The 25,551-nt window shown below is 75.8% G+C and carries 21 protein-coding genes; 14 read left to right on the top strand and 7 right to left on the bottom strand.

Features of this window, described 5'->3' with window-relative positions; all coding sequences use genetic code 11:
- Nucleotides 1–63: 63 nt before the first annotated feature.
- The gene (locus tag ACZ6EG_RS27285; protein WP_391971270.1) at nucleotides 64–723 is read right to left on the bottom strand and encodes a response regulator; all 660 of its coding nucleotides are present in this window, start codon (nucleotides 721–723) and stop codon (nucleotides 64–66) included.
- Entirely contained in the window at nucleotides 720–1,946 is a 1,227-nt protein-coding gene (locus ACZ6EG_RS27280; protein ID WP_469608370.1) for a sensor histidine kinase, read from the bottom strand. Before ACZ6EG_RS27280 ends, ACZ6EG_RS27285 begins: the two co-directional genes overlap by 4 nt.
- Before the next feature lie 359 nt (nucleotides 1,947–2,305).
- Here ACZ6EG_RS27280 and ACZ6EG_RS27275 point away from each other — a divergent pair, with 359 nt between their 5' ends.
- Together ACZ6EG_RS27275 and ACZ6EG_RS27270 are read left to right on the top strand one after the other, a co-directional pair.
- Nucleotides 2,306–2,875, top strand: a complete 570-nt coding sequence (locus tag ACZ6EG_RS27275) for a GlcG/HbpS family heme-binding protein (protein ID WP_391971272.1) — start codon at nucleotides 2,306–2,308, stop codon at nucleotides 2,873–2,875.
- A gap of 110 nt (nucleotides 2,876–2,985) precedes the next feature.
- Entirely contained in the window at nucleotides 2,986–4,389 is a 1,404-nt protein-coding gene (locus ACZ6EG_RS27270; protein ID WP_469608366.1) for a M1 family metallopeptidase, read from the top strand.
- Nucleotides 4,390–4,420: 31 nt separating this feature from the next.
- Here the strand turns inward: ACZ6EG_RS27270 and ACZ6EG_RS27265 are convergent, their stop codons facing one another.
- Nucleotides 4,421–5,419 carry a bifunctional GNAT family N-acetyltransferase/NUDIX hydrolase gene (locus tag ACZ6EG_RS27265; RefSeq protein ID WP_391971274.1) on the bottom strand — a complete coding sequence of 333 codons (999 nt, stop codon included), beginning with the start codon at nucleotides 5,417–5,419 and terminating at the stop codon, nucleotides 4,421–4,423.
- 82 nt (nucleotides 5,420–5,501) lie between these two features.
- Between ACZ6EG_RS27265 and ACZ6EG_RS27260 the strand changes: the two genes are divergently transcribed.
- On the top strand, nucleotides 5,502–6,002 hold the full coding sequence (locus ACZ6EG_RS27260) for a hypothetical protein (protein ID WP_356608491.1): 501 nt from the start codon (nucleotides 5,502–5,504) through the stop codon (nucleotides 6,000–6,002).
- 39 nt (nucleotides 6,003–6,041) lie between these two features.
- Here ACZ6EG_RS27260 and ACZ6EG_RS27255 read toward each other — a convergent pair whose 3' ends face one another.
- Nucleotides 6,042–6,734, bottom strand: a complete 693-nt coding sequence (locus ACZ6EG_RS27255) for a pentapeptide repeat-containing protein (protein WP_391971275.1) — start codon at nucleotides 6,732–6,734, stop codon at nucleotides 6,042–6,044.
- Between the two features lie 103 nt (nucleotides 6,735–6,837).
- Here ACZ6EG_RS27255 and ACZ6EG_RS27250 point away from each other — a divergent pair, with 103 nt between their 5' ends.
- Together ACZ6EG_RS27250 and ACZ6EG_RS27245 are read left to right on the top strand one after the other, a co-directional pair.
- A complete protein-coding gene (locus tag ACZ6EG_RS27250) occupies nucleotides 6,838–8,340 on the top strand; it encodes an MFS transporter (protein WP_469608359.1) in 1,503 nt (500 codons plus the stop codon).
- A gap of 71 nt (nucleotides 8,341–8,411) precedes the next feature.
- Nucleotides 8,412–9,317, top strand: a complete 906-nt coding sequence (locus ACZ6EG_RS27245; protein WP_391971277.1) for an aminoglycoside phosphotransferase family protein — start codon at nucleotides 8,412–8,414, stop codon at nucleotides 9,315–9,317.
- Nucleotides 9,318–9,336: 19 nt separating this feature from the next.
- On the opposite strand, the gene ACZ6EG_RS27240 is transcribed toward ACZ6EG_RS27245, so the two are convergent.
- On the bottom strand, nucleotides 9,337–12,627 hold the full coding sequence (locus tag ACZ6EG_RS27240) for a helix-turn-helix transcriptional regulator (protein ID WP_469608356.1): 3,291 nt from the start codon (nucleotides 12,625–12,627) through the stop codon (nucleotides 9,337–9,339).
- A 299-nt stretch (nucleotides 12,628–12,926) separates the two neighbouring features.
- Here ACZ6EG_RS27240 and ACZ6EG_RS27235 point away from each other — a divergent pair, with 299 nt between their 5' ends.
- The 3 genes from ACZ6EG_RS27235 to ACZ6EG_RS27225 all read left to right on the top strand — a co-directional run bounded on the left by ACZ6EG_RS27235 (nucleotide 12,927) and on the right by ACZ6EG_RS27225 (nucleotide 16,647).
- Nucleotides 12,927–13,610, top strand: coding sequence for a helix-turn-helix transcriptional regulator (locus ACZ6EG_RS27235; protein ID WP_391971279.1), 684 nt, complete (start codon nucleotides 12,927–12,929; stop codon nucleotides 13,608–13,610).
- A 152-nt stretch (nucleotides 13,611–13,762) separates the two neighbouring features.
- Nucleotides 13,763–14,518, top strand: a complete 756-nt coding sequence (locus tag ACZ6EG_RS27230; RefSeq protein WP_391971280.1) for a Pvc16 family protein — start codon at nucleotides 13,763–13,765, stop codon at nucleotides 14,516–14,518.
- A gap of 149 nt (nucleotides 14,519–14,667) precedes the next feature.
- A complete protein-coding gene (locus ACZ6EG_RS27225; protein ID WP_469608581.1) occupies nucleotides 14,668–16,647 on the top strand; it encodes an ATP-binding protein in 1,980 nt (659 codons plus the stop codon).
- Nucleotides 16,648–16,683: 36 nt separating this feature from the next.
- Here the strand turns inward: ACZ6EG_RS27225 and ACZ6EG_RS27220 are convergent, their stop codons facing one another.
- Nucleotides 16,684–18,123, bottom strand: a complete 1,440-nt coding sequence (locus ACZ6EG_RS27220) for an RICIN domain-containing protein (RefSeq protein WP_391971281.1) — start codon at nucleotides 18,121–18,123, stop codon at nucleotides 16,684–16,686.
- A gap of 319 nt (nucleotides 18,124–18,442) precedes the next feature.
- Between ACZ6EG_RS27220 and ACZ6EG_RS27215 the strand changes: the two genes are divergently transcribed.
- The 4 genes from ACZ6EG_RS27215 to ACZ6EG_RS27200 all read left to right on the top strand — a co-directional run bounded on the left by ACZ6EG_RS27215 (nucleotide 18,443) and on the right by ACZ6EG_RS27200 (nucleotide 21,229).
- A complete protein-coding gene (locus ACZ6EG_RS27215; protein WP_391971282.1) occupies nucleotides 18,443–20,041 on the top strand; it encodes a phage tail sheath subtilisin-like domain-containing protein in 1,599 nt (532 codons plus the stop codon).
- 80 nt (nucleotides 20,042–20,121) lie between these two features.
- Nucleotides 20,122–20,568, top strand: a complete 447-nt coding sequence (locus tag ACZ6EG_RS27210) for a phage tail protein (protein WP_053133134.1) — start codon at nucleotides 20,122–20,124, stop codon at nucleotides 20,566–20,568.
- Nucleotides 20,568–21,074, top strand: coding sequence for a hypothetical protein (locus ACZ6EG_RS27205; protein WP_356608507.1), 507 nt, complete (start codon nucleotides 20,568–20,570; stop codon nucleotides 21,072–21,074). Before ACZ6EG_RS27210 ends, ACZ6EG_RS27205 begins: the two co-directional genes overlap by 1 nt.
- Nucleotides 21,071–21,229 (top strand): DUF6760 family protein, encoded by a 159-nt coding sequence (locus ACZ6EG_RS27200; protein WP_167392550.1) that lies wholly within the window; start codon nucleotides 21,071–21,073, stop codon nucleotides 21,227–21,229. Before ACZ6EG_RS27205 ends, ACZ6EG_RS27200 begins: the two co-directional genes overlap by 4 nt.
- A 950-nt stretch (nucleotides 21,230–22,179) precedes the next feature.
- On the opposite strand, the gene ACZ6EG_RS27195 is transcribed toward ACZ6EG_RS27200, so the two are convergent.
- Nucleotides 22,180–23,019, bottom strand: a complete 840-nt coding sequence (locus ACZ6EG_RS27195; protein ID WP_469608348.1) for a hypothetical protein — start codon at nucleotides 23,017–23,019, stop codon at nucleotides 22,180–22,182.
- A gap of 622 nt (nucleotides 23,020–23,641) precedes the next feature.
- On the opposite strand from ACZ6EG_RS27195, the gene ACZ6EG_RS27190 reads away from it, so the two are divergent.
- Nucleotides 23,642–25,033 carry a hypothetical protein gene (locus tag ACZ6EG_RS27190; RefSeq protein ID WP_469608346.1) on the top strand — a complete coding sequence of 464 codons (1,392 nt, stop codon included), beginning with the start codon at nucleotides 23,642–23,644 and terminating at the stop codon, nucleotides 25,031–25,033.
- Between the two features lie 93 nt (nucleotides 25,034–25,126).
- Nucleotides 25,127–25,549 carry a phage tail protein gene (locus ACZ6EG_RS27185; RefSeq protein WP_121747713.1) on the top strand — a complete coding sequence of 141 codons (423 nt, stop codon included), beginning with the start codon at nucleotides 25,127–25,129 and terminating at the stop codon, nucleotides 25,547–25,549.
- The last annotated feature ends 2 nt before the right edge of the window (nucleotides 25,550–25,551 follow it).

Here is a 25,551-nt window from a genome sequence, read left to right as displayed (position 1 = left end):
TCGTGCGTCGGGGGGCCTTCGGCGTGCCCGGTGACGGGGCGGCCCGGTCCGAAGGGCGGGGTGTCACGGCAGCAGGCGCCGCTCCTTGGCCACGGCGACCGCGCCCGCGCGGGTCTCGACGCCCAGCTTGTCGTAGACGCGGCGCAGATGGGTCTTGACCGTGGCCTCGCTGATGAACAGGGCCCGGGCGATCTCCCGGTTGCCGAGGCCGGTGGCGAGCTGGGCGAGGATGTCGCGTTCGCGGTCGGTGAGCGAGGGGCGGGGACTGCGCAGGTTGGCCATGACCCGGCTGGCGACGGGCCCGGACAGGGACGTGCGGCCCTGGGCGGCGGCGTGGATGGCGGCGAACAGCTCCTCGGGGCGTTCGGCCTTGAGCAGGTACCCGGTCGCACCCGCCTCGATGGCGCGGGTGATGTCGGCGTCGGTGTCGTACGTGGTCAGGACCAGCACGTGCGGCGTCGCGCCCGGGCCGGCCGTGAGGCGGCGGGTGGTCTCCACGCCGTCGATGCCCTCGCCGAGCTGAAGGTCCATCAGCACCACGTCCGGCGCCAGCCGCGCGGCGAGCGCGAGGGCCTCCTCACCGGTGCCCGCCTCGCCGGCCACCTCGATGCCGGGGGCGCTGTCGAGCAGGGCGAGCAGCCCGGCCCGTACGACGACGTGGTCGTCGCAGACCAGGATGCGCACGGGGGCCGGGGCGGGGCCGGGGCCGGCCGGGTCGGTCATCGGGGTGCCTCCTGCGGGTCGGCGGGGTCGGTCCGGGGTGTTTCCAGGGGCACGGCGGCGGACAGGGCGGTGCCCTCGCCCGGGGCGGACTCGACCGTGAGCGTGCCGCCGAGCTGGCGCAGCCTGGCGTGCATCGCGGGCAGCCCGTGTCCGCGCACCCCGGCGGGGGTCTCGGGCAGGGCGGCCGGGTCGAACCCGTGCCCGTCGTCGGTGACGTCCAGGACGGCCTGGTCGTCGAGGAGGGTGAGGGTGAGCGCCGCGGTGGAGGCGCCCGCGTGTTCCCGGACGTTGGCCAGGGCGCCCTGGGCGATGCGCAGCAGGGCCGACTGGACGCGATCGGGCAGCGGCGGGAGGCGGGTGCCGCCGTCGACGTGGACGCGGACGGTGAGGTGGTCGCCGGACTCCCGCGCGGCCAGGGTGCGCAGCGCCGCCTCCAGGCCGCCGCCGCGGGCGAGGTCGGCCGGGGCGAGGTCGTGGACGAAGCGGCGGGCCTCGGCCAGGTTGTGCTCGGCGACGGCGGCGGCGCCCCGGACGTGGGTGCGGGCCTTGCCCGGATCGGACTCCCAGACCCGCTCGGCCGCCTGGAGCAGCATGCGCTGGCTGGACAGCCCCTGGGCGAGGGTGTCGTGGATCTCCATGGACAGCCGCTGGCGTTCGGCGAGGGTGCCCTCGCGGCGCTCGGAGGCGGCGAGTTCGCGGCGGGTGCGGATCAGGTCGTCGATCAGGGCGCGCTGCCGGGCCGTCTGCCGCTCGGTGTGCAGGAACACGGCCGCGGCGATGGCGGCGACGGCGGGCGGCGCGAGCAGCAGGTTCGGATCGAAACGCCCGGCGAGCCGGAGCTGGGCGGCCACGACGAAGACCGTCAGGACGGTCACCAGCACCAGCGCCGCCCGGGCCGGGAGGGTGCGCAGACCGGTGTAGAAGAGGGGCACCGCGCACCAGGAGAAGCTCGGCGCGAGGACGACCAGCACCATCCAGACCGCCACCACCGCGCCCAGCCAGACCAGGCGCCGCGGGGTCGGCCGCGGGGTCGGGCCGCTCAGCGCGGGCCCGAGCAGGTGCAGCACCGCGAGGGCCAGGGACAGGGCGAGGACCCACGGGGTGCGAGGCTCGCCGGGGTGGCGCAGCAGGAAGCGGGCCAGCGCGCCGCCGAGCAGCAGGAGGAACGCCGCGTGCATCACGGCGCCGAGCCACCGGGTGTCCGGGTCGTACGGCTTGGTCATCCCGCGCCCCTCCTTCCGGTCCTGTCACCCCCCAACGTGTCGTAGGTGACCGCTGAGCTGCGCGAACACTTCCATGGTGCCCTCTGTGGGGGGTCTCCGGGTCAGCCGATCGGACGACCCCGCCGTCGCCCGTTCCGTCGCCCGGGAGGAGCCGGACCGGCGACCGTGCTCCCCCGGTGCGGGGCGGAGGGTGGAGAGCGGCGGAAGGAGGCGGCCCGACCACCTCGGCCCGGCACCCTCCGTCCCGACCGGCACCCTCCGTCCGAACCGGAACCCTCGGCCCCGACCGGACCCGACCGGACCCGACCGGCTCGGACCGCCCGTGGCCCCGACCCACCCGACACCAGGAGCAGACCACCATGAAGAAGACGCTCTCGCGACGCGCCCGCATCGCCACCGGCAGCACCGTCCTCGCCGCCGTCGCGGCCGGCACCTTCGGCACCGTGGCGGCGAACGCCTCCGCGCCGGACGCCGCCCGTGACGCGGCCATGGCCGCCGCTCCCGCCGCCGCGGCCGGCAAGCGCGACACCACCACCTCCACCCACCTGACGATCGACGCCGCGACCGAGGCGGCGCAGGCCGCGCTGAGGGCCGCCAAGAAGGAGGGCCAGCGGATCACGGTCGCGGTCGTCGACCGCAACGGCAACACGATCCTGACGATGCGCGGTGACGGCGCCGGCCCGCAGTCGTACGAGTCGGCCGAGAGGAAGGCGTTCACCGCCGTCTCCTGGAACGCCCCGACCAGCGAGCTGGAGGGCCGTCTGGAGAACGCGCCGAACCTGAAGGACATTCCGGGCACGCTGTTCCTGGGCGGTGGCGTCCCGGTGACCGTCGACAAGGCGCCGATCGCCGGCATCGGCGTGGCGGGTGCGCCGTCCGGCGCCCTGGACGAGAGGTTCGCGCAGGCGGGCGCGGCGGCCCTGAACTAGACGCAGCGGGGACCCGCTCCCCTGCCGCCGGCCCGGCAGCCGAGCCGGCGGCGGGGTCAACAGCCGGGCCCAACGGGCGTTTCACGTGAAACGCCCCATAGGATCACGACGTGCGCACCGCCCGTCTGCTCGTCGCCGCCGCCACCGTCACCGCCCTCGCGGCGTGCAGCGGTGGCGGCTCGGTCGAGGGCACTCCCGGTGGCTCGGGCGTGCGGGACCCCTACTATCCGAAGGCGGGCAACAGCGGCTACGACGTCGGCCACTACGACCTGACCCTGGCCTACGACCCGGACGCCGAGCACCTCGACGGCACCGCGACGATCACCGCCCGCGCGACCCGGGACCTGTCGGCCTTCAACCTGGACCTCAAGGGCCTGGACGTCGAGAAGGTCGCCGTCGAGGGCCGGGCCGCCCGCTTCAACCGGGCCGGGCAGGAACTGACCGTCCGGCCGGCGGACGAGCTGCGCGACGGGGAGACGTTCCGGGTGACCGTCCGCTACTCCGGCGAGCCCGTGACGATCACCGATCCCGACGGCTCCGAGGAGGGCTGGCTGCCCACCGAGGACGGCGCCGTCGCGCTCGGTCAGCCGACGGGTTCGATGGCCTGGTTCCCGGGCAGCCACCACCCCTCCGACAAGGCCGCGTACGACCTCGCGGTGACCGTTCCGGAGGGCTTCGGGGTGGTCTCCAACGGCGAGCTGACGGACGAGACGACGCGGGACGGCCGTACGACGTCCACCTGGCACTCCGCCGAGCCGATGTCGAGCCACGTCGTCACCGTCGCCGTCGGCGACTGGGAGACCGGCCGTTCCACCACGGACGACGGTCTGCCGGTGTACACGGCGGTCGACCCGCAGCAGGCCGCCGCGAGCCGCGAGGTACTGGGGCGGATCCCCGAGGTCATGGCGTGGGCGCGGGAGAACTTCGGCCCGTACCCCTTCTCCTCCACCGGCGCGATCGTGGACCGCGTGGAGGACGCCGGATACGCCCTGGAGACCCAGAACCGCCCCTACTTCCCGGGCGCCCCCGACACCGTCCTGCTCGTCCACGAACTCGCCCACCAGTGGTACGGGAACTCCGTCAGCCCGAAGAGCTGGCGGGACATGTGGCTCAACGAGGGTTTCGCCACCTACGCCGAGTGGCTGTGGGAGGAGGACGAGGGCGGCGACACCGCGCAGGAGACCTTCGACGCGCTCTACGAGGGTTCCTACTACCCCGACGAGGACGCCAACGAATCGGTCTGGGCCTTCCCGCCCGCGGACCCGCCCGACGCCGAGCACATCTCCGCGAGCCCCGTCTACCAGCGCGGCGCGATGGTGCTGCACAAGATCCGCGAGACGGTCGGCGACGACGCCTTCCCGGCCCTGCTGCGGGGCTGGGCCGCAGCCCACCGCCACGGCAACGCGGACACCGCGGACTTCACGGCGTACGTGGAGAAGTCGGCGCCGGACGAGGACTTCGCGGAGATCTGGGAGGACTGGCTGTACGGGGACGGCAGGCCGGACAGCCCGTGAGCCGTGGGGCACCTCCTCCCGGTCGGCCGCCTCAGTCCTCCGACGCGCCCGAGCGGTCGAACGCGTCGAGCAGCCGGGCCAGGTCCGGGGGCCAGAGCGGCTCGGGGGCCCCGGCGAGTTCCTTCCGGGTCCACCAGCGCCAGGTGAGGATGCCGTCCGCGGCGTGGGCGGCGGCGAGACCGGGGCCGGTCGGTTCGCGGCGCGGGCCCCGGGCGACGTAGACGTGCTCGTGCTGCCGGACGGGGCCGACGCTCAGGTGGGTGAAGTCGTGTTCCCAGGTGCAGAGCAGCGGGCCGGTTTCCAGGTCGGTCCAGCCGGTCTCCTCGCGCAGCTCGCGCAGGGCACCCTCGCGCGGACCCTCGTCCGCCTCCAGGCCGCCGCCGGGCATCGCCCAGTGCACGCCGACCTCGACGTTGTCGTACCGGAAGAGGAAGACCGCGCCCTCGGGGTCGAGCACCGCCACGCGGGCGGCGCGGCGCGGGGTGCGGGCCGGCCCGTCCAGCGGTTCGCGCGGGCCGTCCAGCGGTTTGCGCAGCACCGCGCAGGGGCGGCCGCGACCCAGGTCCGGGCGGTGGTCGACGACCGTGTAGCCGAGGGCGGTCCAGAAGGCGAGCGCGTCGGTGTGGCCGTCCAGGACGGCCAGCCGCACGGCGGTGCGGCCGTCGGCGCGGAAGCGGTCCTCGACGAGGGAGGCGAGCCGTCTGCCGTACCCCTGCCGTCGCAGGCCCGCGTCCACCATCAGGAGCCCGATCCACGGGTCCGGGTCGGCCGGGTCGGGATGCCGGGCGAGCGTGACCGCGCACCCGACCAGCCGGCCCGCGTCCCGGGCGAGCAGCACCTCGGCACCCGGCCGCGCCAGCTCCTCGGCCAGCGCCGCCGCCACCTGCTCCGGACGGATGTCGTCCGGGTCGGGGAAGTCGCCGCTCAGCGCGTGGAAGGCGCGGTGGGAGACGTACAGGGCGGTCAGCTCGGTGAGCAGGGGGCCCGGGATGTCCCGGTCGGGGGTGAGCGGGAGGCGGCCGAGGATCACGGGGGCAACCTATCCGACGCCCGGGGCGGCCGGACCGGCCCGCGGCGGCGCGCTGCCCGGCCGCCGTGACACCATCACCTGCGTGCTCGACATCGGCTACGCCCTCTCCAACCGCTTCCCCGACCCGCCGCAGACGGACTACCGCCGGGCGGACGTGCGCGCCCTGCGGCACGACCTGTTCTGCGGGGACGTGTACCTCGCGGACACCGAGGCGGACCGGGAGCTGTCCACAGCCTGGGGATGGGTGCCCGTGCTCGACTTCGCCTGGGCGCTGTGCGACATCGTGGAGCGCGTCGACCGGGACCCGGCGGGCTCCCGGGCGGCCCGGCCGCAGCGGGCGGAGCTGGACTTCACCGAGTCCACCGACCGCCTGCTCTTCGAGCGCCGCTTCGGCTGGGTCGACATCGAGGCGGAGTGGCTGCCGGCGACCGAGCCGCCGCTGTCCTTCTCCCACGCGGAGCTGCGCCGGGAGGCGCGGGACTTCCTGCACGACCTGCTCGCGGACCTCGTCGACCTGCACGACGACCTGGCGGAGAACCCGGCGATCTGGACCCTCCAGGCCCGCTTCCCGCGGGTCTCCTGACGGCCGGGGAGCGGGCGGCGGGCTGCCCCGGCGGCGCCCCTACTCGTCCGCGACCACCCGCACGCCCAGCTCCGCCGCCAGCACCGGCGCCAGGTCCAGGAGCTGGGCGGGGCTGATCACCGCGCCCGAGAGCCGGTCCACGCCCCGGGTCAGCTCCAGCGGGGACGCGCCGCGCAGGTCGACGTCGGTGAGGGCCGCCGCGCTGAAGTCCGCCCCCTTGAGGGCGCAGTCCACGAACTCGACCCGCTCCAGGCGGGCGCCCCCGAAGTCCGGCTCCACCAGGACGCAGCCCTCGAAGACGACGTCCTTGAGCCGGGACCGGCGCAGGTTCAGATAGTCGATCTTGCCGCCGCGGACCAGGACCCGCTCCAGCACGGCACCGTGCAGCTGGGTGCCGCCCAGGCGGGCGTCGACCAGCTCGACGTCGCGCAGCGTCGCCTCGGACAGCCGCGTACCGACGCCCCGGACGCCGGTGAGGACCGAGTCGAGCACCCGGGCCCGGGTCAGGGACGTCTCGTCCAGCGCGCACCCGGTCAGCGCGCAGTCCATGAAGCGGGCGCCCGCGCCGTCCTGCCCGGCGAGGTCGCGCTCCCGGAACTCCAGCCCGTCGTAGTCCCCGTCCGCCTCCAGCCCGCCGCCGTCGTACGGCTCCAGCGGCGGCAGCCGCAGCTCGGGGCGGAGCGCCGCCCGTACCTTCGCCGTACCGCCGCCGCCCACCGCTCTCCTCGCCATGGCCCCATGCTGCACCCCGCCACTGACAACCCGGCCCACGAGCCGCCGGACGGTGCCACCTCAACAGGATGCGGTATGCCCCGATTCATGGTCTTCTGGCCAGATGAGTGGCCCCCGGACAGGTGAGCCGGCCGCGCCCACGCACTCCGACCCCCGCCGTTGGTGGGGGTTGGTCGTGATCGCCCTGGCACAGCTGATGGTCGTCCTCGACGCGACCATCGTGAACATCGCGCTGCCCTCGGCCCAGCGCGACCTGGACATGTCCGACGGCAACCGGCAGTGGGTGATCACGGCCTACACCCTCGCCTTCGGCGGTCTGCTGCTGCTCGGCGGCCGGGTGGCGGACCTGGTGGGCCGCAAACGCACCTTCGTCATCGGGCTGATCGGCTTCGCCGCCGCCTCGGCGCTCGGCGGCGCCGCGACCACCCCGGCGATGCTGTTCGGCGCGCGGGCCCTGCAGGGCGTGTTCGCGGCCCTCCTCGCGCCGTCCGCGCTCTCCCTGCTGACGACGACCTTCACCGACCCGAGGGAACGCGGCAAGGCCTTCGGCATCTACGGCGCGCTGGCCGGCAGCGGCGCGGCCGTCGGGTTCATCGTCGGCGGTGTGCTCACGGAGTACCTGAACTGGCGCTGGTGCCTGTACGTCAACGTCCCCATCGCCGTCGCCGCCGTCGTCGGCGCCCTGGTGCTGCTGCACGACCGCCCCGGCCACACCGGCGCCCGCCTCGACGTGCCGGGCGTGCTCCTCGGCTGCGGCGGCCTGGTCGTCCTCGTCTACGGCCTCAGCGAGGCGCAGCCCCGCGGCTGGACCGACCCGCTGGTGCTGGCGCTGTTCGCGGCGGGGATCGTGCTGCTAACGGTCTTCGTGTGGTGGCAGACCCGCGCCCCGAGCCCGCTGCTGCCGCTGCACATCGTCCGCGACCGCAACCGGGCCGGCTGCTTCCTGACGATGATGCTCGCCGTCATCGGCATGTTCGGGCTGTTCCTCTTCATGACCTACTACCTCCAGGAGATCCTCCGCTACTCCCCCGTGAAGACCGGTCTGGCGTTCCTGCCGATGACCGCCGCGATCGTCGTGGGGTCCACCCAGATCTCGGCCCGGCTGCTGCGCCGCGTGGGCCCGCGCATGCTGATGGTCCCCGGCATGCTCCTCGCCTCCGGCGGCATGGTGATCCTCACGCAGCTCACGGTGGACTCCCGGTACGCCACCGAGATCCTGCCCGCCCTGCTGCTGATGGGTCTCGGCATGGGCCTGACCTTCATGCCGGTCTTCTCCACCGCCACCGCCGGGGTCGCCCCGCGGGACTCCGGCGTCACCTCGGCGACGGTCAACACCTCGCAGCAGGTGGGCGGCTCGATCGGCACGGCGCTGCTGAACACGATCGCGACCAGCACCAGCGCGTCCTACATCACCTCCCACCTCGCCGACCCGTCCGGGCGGGCGCAGGTGGTACGGGAGGGCGTCGTCCACGGCTACACCGTCGCCATCTGGGTGGCCGCCGGCATCATGCTGGTGGCGGGCCTGGTGGCGGGCCTGCTGGTGACCGCCAAGGCCCCGGGCCACGGCGCCCCGGCCGACCGGCCGGTGCCGGAACCGGTGGCCTGAGAACCATCGGCTTCGCCCCGCCGAGGGCGTCGGGAGCAGCGGGGAGCCGAATATCGCGTGCCCGCCGTGCCGTGTCCCCGGTAGCGTCGGCCGATGTGATCGACGTACCGCAAGCGCTGGCTGTGTCACAGGCGAAGTACAACGGGGAGGCGGGCCGCGCCTTCGTCGCGGGGCTGCCCGCGCTGGCGGCCGGTTTCCTGGACCGCTGGGAACTCCGTCTTGACGGACCGTCCATGCACGGCTGGGCGGCGCTGGTGCTGCCCGTCGTGCGCCGCGACGGCACACCGGCGGCGCTGAAGCTCCAGCTCCTCGACGAGGAGACCGAGGGGGAGCCCGTGGCCCTGCGGCGGTGGGACGGGGACGGGGCGGTGCGGCTGCTCGACCACGACGCGGCCACCGGCACCATGCTCCTGGAACGACTGGACCCGCACCGGACGCTCGCCCACGTCGAGGACTCCCGCGAGGCGGTCCTCGCCCTCGCCCGGCTGCTCGCCCACCTCACCGCCACCCCCGCGCCGCCCGGCGTGCGCCGCCTCGGCGACATCGCGCGGGGCATGCTGGAGCGGACGCGGTGGGCCCTCGACCGCATCCCGGACCCGGCGGACCGGCGCCTGGTCGCCGACTGCGCCGCCGCCCTGCGCGAGGTCGCGGACCAGCCCGGTGACCGGCTGCTGCACTGGGACCTGCACTACGAGAACGTCCTCGGCTCCGACCGCGCGCCCTGGCTCGCCATCGACCCCAAGCCGCTGGCCGGCGACCCCGGTTTCGACCTGCTGCCGGCGCTCGACAACCGTTACGACCCGGCGGAGACGCGGTGGCGCTTCGACGCCATGACCGACGTCCTCGGCCTGGACCGGGAACGGGCCCGCGCCTGGTCCCTCGGCCGCGTCCTGCAGAACAGCCTGTGGAACGTGGAGGACGGCGACCCGCTGGAGACCCCGCAGCTGGAGATCGGACGGCTGCTGCGGACGGGGTGACGCGTGGGGTGGCTGCTCGTCACTCCTGAGCGCGGTCGGCGGGACCGGCGTCGTCGGGGGGAGCGGGGGGCGCGGCGCGGCTCCGGCCTTGGCCCAGCGCGTCCGGCAGCTCCGTCCTGCGGCGTATCCGCAGCTTGCGGTACGTGCTGGTCAGGTGGGTCTCCACGGTGCGCCGGGCCAGGTGCAGCAGGTCGGCGATCTCCGTGTTCGTACGGCCGTCGGCGGCCAGTTCGGCGATACGGCGCTCGCTGCCGGTCAGTGCGCCCGAGCCGGTCCGGGCCGTCGCCGGGCCCCGGGCGCCGCCTGCGCGCAGCGCCTCTCCGACCAGGGTGAGCAGCCGCTGGGCGCCCTTGCGTTCGGCCAGCTCCGCCGCCTCGCGCAGGCAGTCGCGGGCCCGGCCGCGTTCCCCGGCGGCGGTGAGCTGACGGCCCTGGGCGAGCAGCGCCGGGATCAGCTCCATGTCGGCGTCGGCGGGCGCCTTCCGCAGCGTCCGTACGGCTTCCTCGGCCAGCTCCAGACCGCGTCGCCCACCGGTCGCGGTGCCCAGCACGCGCAGGGCGCGGCCCACCGTGCGGGGGGTGTCCCACACGCGGGCCAGCCGCAGTTCCTCCGTGGCCAGGGCCAGCGCCTCCTGACCGCCGCCCAGCGCCAGCCGGCACTCCGCGACCGCCGTCCGCCACGGGGTGACGACCGGGCTGACGACCTCGCGGGCGGTCTGGCGCCGTCCGCACTCCAGGAAGTCGTGGAGCGCGCCCGCCGGGTCGCCGGTGGCGGCGCGCAGCACGCCGCGGGCGTACAGGAAGCGGTTCAGCTCCCAGTTCTCCGGCACCGCGCGCAGGTCGAACCGGTCGGCGAAGCGCCGCGCCTCTTCGGTGCGGCCGGTGTGCACGAGCGCCATCAGGACGTGGGCGTCCCGGTTGGAGGGGCCGGTGCGGAACGGCGTCGGGCCCCCCGGTTCGCCATCGGCGGCGAGCAGCCGGGCGTGGTCCCCGCGGGCCCCGGCGATGTCCGCGCGGGTGTTGAGGAGCGCGTGCTGCATCGGGTGGAGCAGGGCGGGGTGCTGCCCGGCGAGGCCGCGCTCCACGAGCCGGTCCGCCTCGTCGAGTTCGTCGGCCCACTGGGCGACCGCGGCGGCCGTGCCCAGCAGGAAGGGCTCGGCGAGCGGGTCGGTGGGCTGCGCCAGCAGGGCCCGCAGGCGGGTCATCGCCTCCTCGGCCGAGATCAGCGCGGCCGTCGCCGCGTACCGCACGAGCAGGGCCTGTCCGGCGGTGCCCAGCATCTCCGGGGACCGCGCGCCGGCCTCGCACAGCGACCGGTACACCTCCTGACGGGTCGCCAGGTCCTGGTCGGACAGCAGCGCGACGGCGGTCTGCACGGTGCGGGTGAGGCCGGGGTGGCCGGAGAGCCGGCCCTCCGTGCGGCGCAGCACCTCCATGGCGGTACGGATCTCGCCGCGGCCGGCCAGGGCGGTGCCGAGGGCCACGGCGGTCCGGACCCGGTTGCGGGGGTCGGCCGGCAGGTGCTGCGCCTCGGCGAGCCGCGCGATGGCCGCCGGGGTGTCGGCCGACGCGTACTCCAGTGACCCCAGTTCGGTCAGCAGCCGCTGGCGGAGGTCGTCCGGCAGCGGTTCGTCCAGCACCCGGCGCAGATAGCCGACGGCGTCGTCGGGCCGGGCGTCGTGCACGGCGACCGTGACCGCGTCGCGCAGGACGCGCAGTGCCCAGGGCAGGCCGACGGCCGGCGTCCGCAGGAGGTGCCGGGCGACCGCCTCGACCCGGTCGCCGCGGCGCAGCATCGCCTCCGCCGCGACCCGGTGCGCCGCCTCCCGCCGGGACCTCGGCCAGCCGGTGAGCACGGCGTCGCGCAGCAGCGGGTGCGCGTATCGGGGTTGACCGGTGGCGTCCGGGCGCAGGAGGCCCAGCCGGGTCATGGCGGCGAGCCACCCGGCGACCCGGGCCGGGTCGGCGCCGGCCGCCTCGGCGAGCAGGTGGTGCCGCGCGTGCGGCTCGCCGCCCGCGCCTCCGGCGTCCCGGTCGCGGTCGGTGCGATGCGGGTACGGGGGCGGGTGCTCGGACGCGGGGACGGAACCGCCGCCCGGGGGCGGTGGAGCGGGGCGGGCCGCTGCGCGTGCGGCCGGCGGAGCGGGCGGGGCGTCCCGACGGCCCGGCGGCCAGGCCTGCTCCAGCGTCGCGAGGCAACGGGCCACGTCGGCGGTGGCGTCACCGGCGCTGTTCAGCCACCAGGAGACGGCCGCCGGGTAGGCCCCCGGGTACAGCGCGGCCGAGCTGTCGGGCAGCGACGGGACACCCCGGGCGGGCGGGACACGCCCGGCGTGCGGGCCGCCCCCGGCGCGCGGATCGTCTGCGGCGGGCACGTCGCCCCCGGCGTGCGAATCGCCTCCGGCGGCGCGCACGTCGTCCCCGGCGTGCGAATCGCCCCCCGTGGCGCGCACGTCGTCCCCGGCGTGCGAATCGCCCCCGGTGGCGCGCACGTCACCATCGGCATACGGGTCGCCTCCGGCGTACGCATCCCCGGCGGCGCGCATGTCGCCCCCGGCGTACGGACCGCCCCTGGCCTGCACGTCACCCCCGACCCAAGGGTCGCCCCCACCGTGCGAGTCGCCCTCGGTGGGCGGGATGCCGCGCAGGTCGTCGAGGAGGGCGTGCAGCAGGAGGGGGCTGCCGGCGCCCGCCCGTACACACTCCGCCGTCCAGCGCGCGCCGGCCGCGGGGAAGGCGGCGCGGACCAGGGCGGCCGCCGCCGCGTCGGAGAGCGGGCCGAGGGTGTGGGTGCGCACGAGGGAGGGGGACAGGGCCTGGGTGAGCCCGGCGGGCCGCGGGTCGATGTCGTACTGGCTGCGCTCGGTGACCACCAGCAGCACCGGTAATCGGTCCACGCGCCGGGCGGCCTCGACCAGCCAGCGGCGTGAGGAGTCGTCGGCCAGGTGGACGTCGTCCACGGCCAGCATCAGGGGCCCCTCGTCCGCGTACGAACGCAGCAGCCGCCACAGCCGGGCCGCGCTGCCGCGGTCGTCGCCGCCGGGCGCCAGGTCCGTGAACTCCGCCACCGGGCCCAGCAGATGCAGGACCGTCGCGAGCGGCACCCCGGTGTCCTCGGGCGAGCAGCGGGCCCGCAGCACCCGCAGGCCGCGGTCGGCGGCGTGCCGGGCGGCGGCCTCCAGGACGGCGGTCCGGCCGGTGCCGGTGGCACCGCGCAGCAGGACGAGGGCGCCGGTGCCGGCCCGGGCTCGTTCGGTCTCGGCCGCGAGCAGCGCGAGAGCGTCGTCGCGTTCGCGGAGCGGTCCGGTCATCGCTGCCTCCCGTGCTGGATGATGCTCCCCCGGTGGGTGAGACGTGCCATACGGTCCCTTGGTGGTGTGAAGTGGCCCACCTCACCCGCACCGCGGGCCCTCCCCCGCTCTTGCGCCACGGCGCTGACCTGCTGCGACGCCCACCCGGTGACCCGCCCGCCGCACCGGCCGCGCTGGTCTCGTGGTGCGCCTCGTGGTCCTCCACGATTGCGCTCGCCCCAACAGTCCCAGAAGTGTGGAAGATGCTCATCCGCCCCCGGTCCACGCCGGACGGCGGGCTTCTGAACAGGGGGAAACGGTTGCTCAACTCACCCCGGACCATCACCACGTCCGCCCTCGGCGCCGGCGGGACCGCCGGTGTCACCGACCGGCGCGTCCCGGTGGCGGTGTCCGCTCCGGACCCGATCAGCCGTGAGGGCGCGGTCAGCCAGTTGCGCCGCCACCCGGAGATCGACCTGCGCGAGGAGTCCGGCCCCGGCACGGTGGCCCTCCTCATCGCGGACACGCTCGACGAGGCGACGCTCACCCGGCTTCGCCGACTCGTGCGCAGCGAGGGCGCGCGTGCCGTGCTGGTGGTCGGCACGATCCGGGAGAGCGAACTGCTGGACGTCGTCGAGTGCGGCGTGGGCGCCATCGTCTGGCGGCACGAGGCCACCGCCCACCGGCTGGTGCAGGCGGTGCTGGCCGCCGCCCGCGGTGACGGGGACCTGCCCGCCGACCTGCTCGGCCGGCTCATCAGCCAGGTGGGCACGCTGCACCGGGGCGCGGCGGGCCGCCCCGGCGCCCCCTCGCTGGGGCTCGCACCCCGCGAGGTGGACGTCCTGCGACTGGTCGCCGAGGGCCTCGACACCGGTGAGATCGCCGGCAAGCTGTCCTACTCCGAACGGACCGTCAAGAACGTCATGCACGGACTCACCACCCGGCTCCATCTGCGCAACCGCGCGCACGCCGTGGCCTATGCCCTGCGGGAAGGCTACATCTGACCGAACGGGCAAGCGAAAGCGGTCCCTTGGGGCCGCGCGGGCAGTGCGGGGTGCCCGGCCGCCGTCCCTGGTGCGCCTGTGGGCCGGGCGGCGCCCGGGGCACGATCGGTGACGCAGGGCGGTGGGCGAGACGGCAGGGCGGGAGCGCACGGGTGATCCACGAGGTGGACGAGGTCCTCAAGGGCCTCCTCGGCGGCGGGGCCCTGACGGGTTCGGGCATCGACGTGTCCTTCGAGGCGCCCACCCGTGACTGGGCGGCCCGGCGCAACGCTCCGGTGGTCAACGCGTACCTGTACGACATCCGGGAGGACGTGGCCCGGCGGCAGAGCGGCCGGGTGTCGGTGCGCGACGAGCGGGACATCGAGGTACGGCGCCGACGGCCACCGCGCTGGTTCAAGCTGTCGTACCTCCTGACCGCCTGGACGAAGACCCCGCAGGACGAGCACCGGCTGCTGTCCGCCGTACTGGCGACGCTGCTGCCGCGCGAGGTCCTGGCGCCCGCCGAACTCCCGCCCGGCCTGCGGGCCCTGGAACTGTCCATGCCCCTGACGGTGGCGGGGACCCAGACGGAGTCCCGTTCCCTCGCGGAGATCTGGTCCGCCCTCGGCGGCGAGCTGAAACCGTCCCTGGACCTGGTGGTGACCGTGCCCTTCCCCGCCTTCCCGGAGTACGACGCCGGGCCCCCGGTCACGGAGGGCGCGGTGGTCCGGGTGCGCGAGCTGCCGGGCGAGCCGTCCCGGTCCAGCGAACGCTCCCACCGGCCCCGTCAGGTGGCGGCCGCCCGCACCGCCCGCAAGGACGCGGGCCCCGGCTCCCGCGAGGCTCCGGCCTCCCGCGAGGGCCCGGCCTCCCGCCAGGACCCGGCTGCCCGCGAGGACGCCGCCGGCCGGCGCGCGGACCGGCGGTGAGCGCCTCGGCCGGAGGGCCGTCCGCGGCCGGCCCGGACTCCGTGGTTTCCGACCCGTACGACTCCCCCGACCCGTACCACTCGCACGACTCGCACACCCCCGACACCCCGCAGGACCCACAGGACCCGTACGCCGACCCCGCGCACGCGCTGCTCGGCCGGCTGGCCGCCCTGCGGGAGCGGGTGACCGCGCTGGTCGAGCACCGTGCCGCCGGCGACCCCACGGCCGACGACCCCCTGCGCGGCCTGTACCTGTCCGACGACGCCGTACGCCATCTGCTGCGCACCTGGTCGGCGCCCGGCGCCCCCGGGGCCGTACCGCCGCACGCGCCGGCCGGCGGCCCCGCCGGTTCCGGTGACCGGCTGGCGCTGCTGGCCGGACGGAACGGGCTGACCGAGCTGGACACCGCCGTCCTGCTCACCGCGCTCGCCCCCGACGTCGACCGCACCTTCGAGCCGCTCTACGGCTACCTCAACGACGACGTGAGCCGCCGCCGCGCCACGGTGAGCCTCGCCCTGGACCTGTGCGGCGTCCCCGCCCACCTGGCGGCGGTCCGCGCCCGCTTCCACGCCTCGGCACCACTGCGCGCCCTCGGCCTGCTGGAGGTGGAGGAGAGCGAACGGCCCTTCCTCACCCGCTCGTTGCGCGTCCCGGACCGGCTGGCCGGGCATCTGCTCGGCGACGACGCCCCGGACGCCGCGCTCCTCGGCTGGCTGCATCCGCTGCCGGACCCGCTGCCGACGGGCACCGACGCCGCCACCGACGGCTTCGTACGCCATCTGACGGCCCGTCTGCTCGACGGCCCGCTCACCGTCTACCTCCGCGAACAGCGCGAGGGGGACGGACTGGCCGCGCTCGCCTCCGTCCTGCGCGCCGCCGGTCTCGACGCGCTCTGCTGCTCCGGGTCCGAGGAGGACCTCCCGGGCGTCCCCGAGCTGCTGCGCGAGGCCCGCCTCGGCGGCCGGGCCGTCGTGGTGTCGGCCCTGCCCGAGCGGCCGGGCCCACTGGTGCGGGCGCTGACCGCGGCGACGGACGTGACCGTGCTGCTGACCGACCCCCGCCCCTACGACCCGCACTGGTCCCCGGTCGACCCCCTGGTCCTCGACGCACCGGGCCGCCGGGCCGGTGGTGCCGCCGCCTGGCGGGCCGCGCTGGGCCCGGACGCCGACGGGTTCGACCTGGCCACCGCCGTCGCCCCCTACCGGCTGGGCGGCGACCGCATCCAGCGGGCCGCGCGGGCCGCCCGCGCCCTCGCGGCCTTCGACGGCGGCCCGGTCACCGCCGACCACGTCCGGCTCGCGGCCCGCCGGCAGTCGGCGTCCGGCCTGGAGAGCCACGCCCGCCGGATCCGCCCCGCCGTGGACTGGCGGGACCTGGTCCTGCCCGAGGCCCCCCTCACCCAGCTGCGCGAACTCGCCCTGCGCGCCCGCCACCGCGACCGTGTCCTCGGCGACTGGCGGCTCAGCGCGGGCGGCGGACGCGGCCGGGGCGTCCTCGGCCTGTTCGCGGGCGAGTCCGGCACCGGCAAGACCCTGTCGGCGGAGGTGGTCGCGGCCGACCTGGGCCTGGACCTCTACGTCGTCCAGCTGTCGTCGATCGTGGACAAGTACGTCGGGGAGACCGAGAAGAACCTCGAACGGATCTTCACGGAGGCCGACCGCACCGACGCCGTGCTCCTCTTCGACGAGGCCGACGCCGTCTTCGGCAAGCGCTCCGAGGTCAAGGACTCGCACGACCGGTACGCCAACATGGAGAGCGCCTACCTGCTCCAGCGCCTGGAGTCCTTCGACGGCATCGCCCTGCTCACCACCAACCTGCGGGCCAACATCGACGAGGCGTTCACCCGGCGTCTGGACCTGGTGGTCGACTTCCCGTTCCCGGACGCCGGCCAGCGGCTGGCGCTGTGGCGGCACGGCCTGTCGCACGTCCCGTCCGCCGAGGGCATCGACCCGGCCCCGCTGGCCCGTCAGTTCGAGCTGGCCGGCGGGTCGATCCGCAGCGCGGTGGTCACCGCCGCCTACCTCGCCGCCGGTCGCGGGGACCACGTGACGGCGGGCGACCTCCTGGAGGGCGCCCGCCGCGAGTACCGCAAGGCCGGACGGCTGGTGCCCGGCGAGGGAGGCTGGTGACCGACGGCCCCGCCGGGCCGCCGGTACCGCTCCGGCTCAGTCCTTCTTCAGCTGGACGATCTTCCACTCCTGGTCGTCGGAGTTGGTGCAGTTCCAGATCGTCAGCCGGGCGAAGAGCCCGCCGTTGTTGGCTCCGTCCACGTCCAGGCACTTGTTGTTGCCGGCGAAGTTGCGGATCCAGTAGTCGCCGCTCGGCTGCTTGTCGACCCACCAGAGCTGGTTGTCGGCGGTCGTGCCGTCGCAGTGGAACTCGGCGACGGGCGTCCCGATGGGCCGGGCCCCGTACTCGCCCAGGTCCATGCAGAACCTGTCCTTGACGTTCCGGATCTGGAAGAGGGCCGTCCCGCCGGGACCGCCCTTGGGGTACTTGACCTCCAGGTCCCAGATCTGGTTGTCCCCGTCGGTCTCGTCGCAGACGGCCTGCTGCACCGGCCCGTTGATCTCCCCCTTCTCACGGCCGGGGAGTTCGGCGCACATGTCGCTGGTGGTGTTGCGCAGCAGGACGTTCTCGGCGGGCACCACGCCCTTCGGCACGGGCTTCTTCGACTCTCCACCGCCACCGCCACCGCCGCCGCCCCCGCCGTCTTCCTTCTCGGATTCCCCGGCGGCCGGCTGCTCGGGCGGTGCCGGCACCTCGGCGGGCGACTCGGCCGCGCTGGGCAGCGTCTCCGGGCTGGCACTGGGGCTGGGCGCGAGGACGCTGCCCGCGTTCTCCACCTGCTCGGTGGCGCTGGTGCGGACCTGCGGCTTGTAGGCGATCCAGATCATGACGAACGCGATGGTCAGCGCCAGGACGATGCCGAAGGCCCCCGCGAGCCAGCCGGGCAGGAACCCGCGCTGGACGTACGTACCCTCGACCTCCGTGGGCTCCACCCCGGACCGGCGTACCGCCAGCGTGTAGGGCCGTTCCTCCTTGGAGCCGAACCAGATGATCTGCCGCGGCTTCAGCGTCGTCTCCACGAACGCCGCGCGGCCCGGGTCGATCTGCACGTTCCCCGGACGGATGTCGTACGACAGGTGGTCCCCGTTGTCGCTGCCGGCGACGGAGGCGGTCACCTTGGTGTTGCCGAGGTTGTCCACCGCCAGCCGCGGCCGCCCCCGGAACCGGCCCTTCACCGTCGGCGGCACCAGTTCGGCCCGCACCTCGGTGAACGGGGTGATCGTGAGGTTCCCCTCAGGCACCGTCACCGCGTCCGGGTGCTCGGTCGGCGTGATCCGCACCGCGTACGGGTTCGGCCCGGCGGTCGCGTCGGACGTCCGGGGCGGCGCGAACGTCAACTCGACCGTCCCCGTCGTCCCCGGGTAGAGCCGCAGCGTCTGCGGCTCCACCGTCGTCCAGGGCGCCACGTCCCCCACGGGCTCGAACCGGTACTCGTCGACGACATCACCGGTGTTGCGCACCCGCAGCCGCACGCGCGTGCTGCTGCCGGGGTCGACGGTGGCGGACGCGGGCTCCAGGGAAGTCCAAAGGCTCACACGCCGACGCTACGGCGTCGCCGACGGACCGTCAGGAGCCGTGAGGGCAGCGTTGGTTGCCCGAACGGGACCGGCCTCACCGCGCCGGAAGCGCGTGGTCCTGCGGACCAGGGAGTCGAGGATCTCGGTGTGCCGCCCCTTGAGCGCCACGACCGGCACCTCGGCTCCCACCAGCGGCAGGACGCCCGGCCCTGCCCCTACGGGCACAGCCGGGGGCAGATGCCGTGCCCCCGCTCCGGCACCCGGGGACGTTTCGGCGGAATCAACGCGCGCGCGAGGGTGAGGGGCGTCCTGTCTCGTACCCCGAGGAGAGCAGAGCATGCCGTCCTACCTGTCGCCCGGCGTCTACGTCGAGGAGGTGGCCAGCGGCTCGCGCCCGATCGAGGGGGTGGGCACCTCGGTGGCGGCCTTCGTCGGGCTCGCGCCGACCGGCCCGCTGAACGAGCCCACGCTGGTGACCAACTGGACGCAGTACGTCGCGGCCTTCGGGGACTTCACCGACGGGTACTACCTCGCGCACTCCGTCTACGGGTTCTTCAACAACGGCGGCAGCGCCGCGTACGTCGTCCGGGTCGGCGGCTCCGCCGAGGACGCCGCCGCCGGCCGGGACGGTACGTCCGCTCCCACCGCGGCGGTGGGCACCTCCGCACCGGCCGCGCTGCCCGCCGCCGAGCCCCGGCAGCTGGGCACGTTCGCCGTGACGGCCACCGCCGCCGGACAGCACGGCCCGCTCTCCGTCGAGGTCGCCGACCCCGAGGGCGAGGGCCCCGCCGAGCGCTTCAAGCTCGTCGTCAAGGACGGCGACAAGCCGGTCGAGACCTTCGACGTGAGCGCCAAGAAGGGCAACCGCTCCTACGTCGTCACCCAGGTGAAGGAGCGCTCCCAGCTCATCACCGTGACGGAGGCCGCGCCCACCGCGCAACTGGCCCGCCCGGAGAACCAGAGCCTGACGCTGCCGGCCCCGCCGGCCGCCCCCGCGGCCCCCGTCGAGAAGGACGAGAGCGCGCACCCCGGCCCGGCCCACTACCTCGGCGACTCCGCGGACCGCACCGGCTTCGGCGGCCTGGAGGCCATCGACGAGATCTCCATGGTCGCGGTGCCCGACCTGATGGCCGCCTACCAGCGCGGCGCGATCGACCTGGAGGCCGTCAAGGCCGTCCAGCTGGGCCTCATCGCGCACTGCGAGCTGATGGGCGACCGGGTCGCCATCATCGACCCGCCGCCCGGCCAGAACGCCCGTCAGATCCGGGTCTGGCGCCAGGAGACGGCCGGGTACGACTCCAAGTACGCGGCCCTGTACTACCCCTGGATCAAGTCCTTCGACCCGGCCTCCGGCCAGTCCCGCCTGATCCCGCCGAGCGGTCACGTCGCCGGCATCTGGGCCCGCAACGACACCGAGCGCGGCGTGCACAAGGCCCCCGCCAACGAGGTCGTGCGCGGCGCCGTCGACCTCGAACTCCAGATCACCCGCGGCGAGCAGGACCTGCTCAACCCGATCGGCGTCAACTGCATCCGCTCCTTCCCGGGCCGCGGCATCCGCGTCTGGGGCGCCCGCACCCTCTCCTCCGACCCGGCCTGGCGCTACCTGAACATCCGCCGGTACTTCAACTACCTGGAGGAGTCGATCCTGATCGGCACCCAGTGGGTGGTGTTCGAGCCGAACGACCACAACCTCTGGGCCCGCATCCGCCGCAACGTCTCGGCGTTCCTGGTCAACGAGTGGCGCAGCGGCGCCCTGTTCGGCCAGAGCCCGGCCGAGGCGTACTACGTGAAGTGCGACGAGGAGACCAACCCGCCGGAGTCGGTCGACCTCGGCCGGGTCATCTGCGAGATCGGCATCGCGCCGGTCAAGCCCGCCGAGTTCGTGATCTTCCGGCTGGCGCAGTTCTCCAGCGGCAGCGGCGAGCTGGAGGAGTAGGACGCCACACGCGTCCACCACCTCCCGGGGGCCCCGCCCCCTCCCTCCCCTCACAGATTCCTCAGAAGGACAGCGAACACATGGCTCTGATGCCGGGTGACTCCCTCACAGCGAACAACTTCGGGCTCCAGATCGACGGGGTGATGGTCGAGTACCTCGCCGAGGTCAACGGCCTCACCCTCGAACAGGACGTCATCAAGTACCCGCAGAACAACAGCACCACCGGCAAGCACGAGACGGCCGTGCTCCCGGGCAACAAGAAGGACGGTCAGTGCACCGTCGTGCGGGGCATGACCCAGTCGTCGTCGTTCACCCAGTGGATCAACGACTCCATGAACGGCCGGATGTCCACCGCGCGCAAGAACGCCTCCATCATCCTGATGGACTCCGAGGACACCCCGGTCAAGCGCTACAACCTGCGCAACGCCTGGTGCAGCAAGATCGACGCCAGCGCGGTGAAGGCCGGCGACACCTCCGCGCTGACCGAGACGGTCACCATCGTGTTCGAAGAACTGGTCATCGAATAATGCGGCGCGCGGCTGTCGGGGCGCCCGTCGCGGCCCCCGAGGACCCCCAGACCGCGGCGGCGGGAGCGGACTTCCCCCGTTCTGCTCCCGCCGCCGCACCACCGGAGACTCCTGCCGAAGCGGTCCCGCGGCAGCAGCTGCGCACCGAGTTCCCCTTCGAGCTGCCGCGCGGCTACGTCGACGACTCGGGCACGGTGCACCGGGACGGCGTGATGCGCCTGTCGACGGCGCGGGACGAACTCATCCCGCTGCGCGACGTGCGGGTGCAGGAGAACCCGGCGTACCTGTCGGTGGTGCTGCTCGGCCGGGTGATCACCCGGCTGGGCACGCTGGCGATGGTGCACGACGGGATCGTGGAGAACATGTTCGCCTCCGACCTCGCGTTCCTCCAGGACTTCTACCGGCAGATCAACGCGGAGGGCCACACCCGCGCGGCCGTCCAGTGCCCGCACTGCACGGAGCCCTTCGAGGTGGAACTCGGCGGGAGCCGCCTGGGGGAATCGTGACGTACGCGACCGACCGGCTGCACGAGGAGATCGCGTACGTCGCCTACCACTTCCACTGGAGCCTGGAGGCGATCCTGGACCTGGAGCACCAGGACCGCCGCCGGTACACGGACCAGATCGCGTCCCTCGTGACGCGGGGCGCGGCGGAGGGCTGATCGGTGGGATTCCTGGACCGGTTGCGAGGCCGTCGTGACGGCGCGCCGGACGGCGCCGGCGGGGGTACGGCGGACACGGCTGGTACGACGTCCGCGTCGGGCACGGCGAGTGCGTCGGGTACGACCGCTCCCGCTGCTGCTCCCGCGCCCGTGGCCGTCGCCGCCTGGACGGGTCTGCCGCCGATCCAGCGGGCGACGGGGGGCGCCCGTACGGGAGTCGCGGACGCCGGGTTCGGCGGCCGGCTGCCGACCTGGCAGAACCCGTCGTTCACGGGGGCATCGTCCCCCGCGGTACTGGACCCGGCGGCGGGCAACGGCATGCTGTCCGGCGCGTTCGCCGAGTCGGCCCGCCCCGGAGCGGGGCCCCAGGGTCCCGCTCCGTCCCAGCCGTCGCCAGCGCCGGCGGGCACGGCCCCGGTGCAGCGGATGCCGGTCGTGCCGCTGCGGGCGATACCCACGACCGCCCCGTCGACGCCCACGGGCCCCGTGCGGGGCACGGGTGCGGGTGCGGAGGCGTCCGTCCCGCCCGCGACAGCGCCCGCACAGGCCGCGCCGGTCCGACGGACGCGGTCCACCGACCCGGCGTCGTCCGACGCGCCGGCCACCACGCCGCCCCGCCCCGCCCGCGGGGTCCGCGTGGCACCGGTGCCGTCCGCCGCGCCCCACCCCCGGACTCCGCTGACCAAGGTCCCCTCCGGGTCGGCCGCCGTGCAGCGCCGGTCCCTGCCCGCGAGCCGCCGGACCACCGACGCCCCGACGGCCGCACCGGGCCCGGCGCCGTCGTCGGCGGACGGCGACCGAGGGGAGCCCGGCCCGGCCCCCTCCCCGGCACGCCCGCCCGGCGCCGCGGTGACCCCACCGACGGCACCGAACTCCGCCACGGCGACCCCCTCCGGCGGCGACGCCACCGGTCTGCCCGCACAGCGCGCGGTGCCGCGTTCCGGTGCCGGTCAGCGGCCCGTGGGGCGGCGTACCGCCCCCGCCTCCACGCCCCCCGCTCCCGCTCGCCGCACCGGACCCACCGCTGCCACCGGCGACGCCGGCACGGCGGCCGGCTCCCCCGTACCGCGCGCCACACCGCTGCCCGGCCCCGCGCCGACGTCCACCGCCCGGCAGACCGCCCCGGCCCCGACAGCCGCCCCGCCCGGCGACAGCTCGCCGACCGGTGCGCCCGTCCAGCGCGCGAGGGCCCGGACCGGTCCCGCACCGACCACCACCCCGGCCACCGCGCCCGGCGCCCCACCGCGGCAGGCGGTGAACGGCCCCGCTCCGGCCCCCGGTTCCGGCACCGCGGGCACGGCCGGCCCCGTCGGAGGCGGCCGGACCTCCGCGCCGGACGCCCCCGGCAGGCCGGTGCAGCGCGCCGTACCGCCGCCCGGCGCCACCCCGGCCGTCGGCGGCGCCACCCGGGCGAGCCGGTCCACGCCCCCACCCGGCGCCGACACGCCGGTGCAGCGGGCGGTGGCCCAGCCCGGGCCCACCCGGAGCGACGTGAGCAGCAGCCCTCCGGCGTCCCCGGCGGTGCCCGCGTCCCCGCCCGCGAACGGCCGGTCGGCCACCTCGGCCGACGGTGCGCCGGGCACGTCACCCCTGCGGCGTGCGGTGGCGCAGCCCACCCCCGCCCCGCCCTCGTCCGGCGCCCACCCCGCGCGTTCGGGCCGCGCTCCGGGAGCGCCGTCATGGGGTCCGGCACAGTCGCCGACGCCCTCACCACCACCGACCCAGTCGTCGGCACCGTCACAGCAACCGACCCAGTCGTCGGCACCGTCGCCGTCTCCGTCGGGTGCCACCCCGCCCGTCCAGCGGGTCGTCGCACCGCGCGACCCCTCCTCCAGCACCGGCCGCACAGCGCCCCCCAACGCCCCGGCCCGGCACACCGCCTCACCGCCCGACCGCTCCCCCGCGGTTCCCGGGAAGCGCGACGCGAGCCGAGCCGACACGGTGCCCCAGGGCACCGCCCCCCGGCCCGACGCCCCGGCCCGACCGGCGTCCCCACCCCCGCCGGTGCAGCGAGCGGCGGTCCGGACCGGCCCCACGTCGACCCCGGGCGACGGCACGGGCACGCCCCCGGCGTCCCGTCCACCGACCGGCACCACCCTGCTGTCCGGCAGCGCAACGGCCCCACCGTCAAGCCGTCCCGCGGTCGGGGGAAGCGCCCCCGGCACCCCCGGCGCTCCCGTCCCCACCCGCTCCCGCGGCCCCCGTGGCACGATCGAGCCGCCACGCCCCGCCTCACCTCCCGCCTCCCCGACCGGCGCCCAGCCCCCCGTACAGCGGCAGGCGACACCCGCCGACCGAGCGAAGCCGCCCCACCCCACGCAGTCCGCGCAGCCCCCGCAACCCGCCCCGGCCCGCCACGCCCCCGCCACGCCCACCCCGGCCGCACCCGTCCCCGCGGCCCCCGCACCCCCGGTGCAGCGCTCCACGGCAGCCCGGGCGGCCACGGCACCGAACCCACCCGTCGCCGCACCTCCCGCCACCTCACCGCCCGTCACCACACCACCCGCCGCCACCCACCGCGACGCCCCCGCCGACACCGGCGCGGGACCGGTCGGCACCGGCGCGGGACCGGCAGCCGTGCCCCTCGCCCGCCCGGGGGCCGAGAAGCCGCCCGCCGCCGCCCCCGCACGACCGGTGCAGCGCAGTGCCACGGCGCCCCGGCCGGGGCTCGGCGCCCCCCTGTCGTCCAGGCCCGCCACCCCCGTACGCCCGCCCGCGGCACCCGCTGCCGCCCCGCACACGCACCCGACCCCCGGCCCGGCACCATCGGCCCCTTCCGCCCCGACCATCGACCCGGCCCCCGGCCCCGCACCATCGGCCCCTTCCGCCCCGGCGCCGCGGCGTTCGCCCCTCGGCGTTCCCCGCTCCACCCCGCCGGCCGACGCCACCTCGCTCACCGCACGCTCGTCGGCGGCGGTACCGGTCTCCGGCACCGGCCGCGTCGCCGCCCGTTCACCGTTGCCGCCGGTCCAGCGGGCCACCGCCCCGGCCGGTCCGGCCCCCACCGTCACGGCACCGGTCCCGCCCTCCACCCCCGCACCCCCCGCCGTACCCGTACCGGCATCCCCGACCGGCCCGGCCTCCGCCCTCACGGCACCGGTCCCGCCCTCCACCCCCGCACCCCCCGCCGTACCCGTACCGGCGCCCCCGGCCGGCCCCGCGCCCACGGCCGCCGCGCACCGGACCGAACGCCCCGCCGTCCAGCGCTCCGCCCGGCCCGCCCCCGCCCAGGCCGTACCCCTGCGCCGGCCCGCGCCCGCCGGAGCCACGGTCACCGGGGCCCCGCTTCCCGTGGCCCCCCTCGCGCCCCCCGCGCCGGCCCCCTCCGGTCCGCCGCGGCCGGTCGTCGCACCGACGGCGCCGCCGGAACCCACGGCACCCACGGCACCCGGGGCCACCTCCGCGCCCACCGTCCAGCGTCTCTTCGGCCGGCACCGCACCACCGGTGCCCTCGCCGCCGCGACGTCGGTCGCCGTGGCCGAGACCCTGAGCCGCCTGCAGACCCCGCCACGCCGGCACACCCCGGCCGACCCGCCGCCGCCCTACAGCCCGCCGGAAACCCCGGGCGCCGCACCGCCCGGCGGCCCGCCTCCGCACTCGACGCCTTCCGCCTCCCCGGCCCGGGAGGACCCGCCGCCGGCGTACACGGCGGTCCCGGCCGGCGGGTTCGACCCGCGCGCACTCTCCGAGTTCCAGCTGGACGAACTGGTGCACCGCATCATCGGCCGCGTCACCCGCCAGGTCCGTACCGAACTGCGCATGGACCGCGAACGGATCGGCAGGCTCCGCGACCCCCGTCGCTGACCGGCCCACCGGCCCGCGCACCCCACCCGCCCCCGAGCCCGCCCCCGACGCGCCTGCCCCACCCGCCCCGCCCGACAGAAAGGCCCACCCCCGATGCCCCGCCAGGACCCGGGCTCCACGATCTGGTTCACCCTCACCATCGACGGCGAGAGCCTCGGCTACTGGAACGGGTGCGAAGGCCTGTCGTCCCAGGTGGAGATCGAGCAGCGCCAGGAGGGCGGCAACAACGGGTTCGTGTGGCAACTGCCCACCCGTGTCTCCTTCTCCAACATCCGCCTGACCCGCCCCCTCACGCCGGACACGACCAAGGTCGCCAAGTGGATCTCCTCCGTGCAGACGGGGATCAAGCGGCCGACCGCGCAGATCTCCGCGCTGCGCGCGGACGGCTCCCTGGTCGCCCGCTGGGGGCTCATCGACGTACTGCCCGTCAGCTGGCAGGGCCCCAGCCTCGACCCCGGCAACCCGGCCGTGGCCAACGAGGTGCTGGAGATCACCCACCACGGCTTCACCGACTGACG

The organism is Streptomyces sp. NPDC041968 (assembly GCF_055589025.1).
This window is presented reverse-complemented; position numbering and strand designations above follow the sequence as displayed.

Bases quoted from the DNA above. Each gene is read 5' to 3' on its own strand.
- ACZ6EG_RS27285 (WP_391971270.1), bottom strand. From the start codon at position 723: ATGACCGACCCGGCCGGCCCCGGCCCCGCCCCGGCCCCCGTGCGCATC.
- ACZ6EG_RS27280 (WP_469608370.1), bottom strand. From the start codon at position 1,946: ATGACCAAGCCGTACGACCCGGACACCCGGTGGCTCGGCGCCGTGATG.
- ACZ6EG_RS27275 (WP_391971272.1), top strand. From the start codon at position 2,306: ATGAAGAAGACGCTCTCGCGACGCGCCCGCATCGCCACCGGCAGCACC.
- ACZ6EG_RS27255 (WP_391971275.1), bottom strand. From the start codon at position 6,734: ATGGCGAGGAGAGCGGTGGGCGGCGGCGGTACGGCGAAGGTACGGGCG.
- ACZ6EG_RS27250 (WP_469608359.1), top strand. From the start codon at position 6,838: ATGAGTGGCCCCCGGACAGGTGAGCCGGCCGCGCCCACGCACTCCGAC.
- ACZ6EG_RS27240 (WP_469608356.1), bottom strand. From the start codon at position 12,627: ATGACCGGACCGCTCCGCGAACGCGACGACGCTCTCGCGCTGCTCGCG.
- ACZ6EG_RS27215 (WP_391971282.1), top strand. From the start codon at position 18,443: ATGCCGTCCTACCTGTCGCCCGGCGTCTACGTCGAGGAGGTGGCCAGC.
- ACZ6EG_RS27210 (WP_053133134.1), top strand. From the start codon at position 20,122: ATGGCTCTGATGCCGGGTGACTCCCTCACAGCGAACAACTTCGGGCTC.
- ACZ6EG_RS27205 (WP_356608507.1), top strand. From the start codon at position 20,568: ATGCGGCGCGCGGCTGTCGGGGCGCCCGTCGCGGCCCCCGAGGACCCC.
- ACZ6EG_RS27185 (WP_121747713.1), top strand. From the start codon at position 25,127: ATGCCCCGCCAGGACCCGGGCTCCACGATCTGGTTCACCCTCACCATC.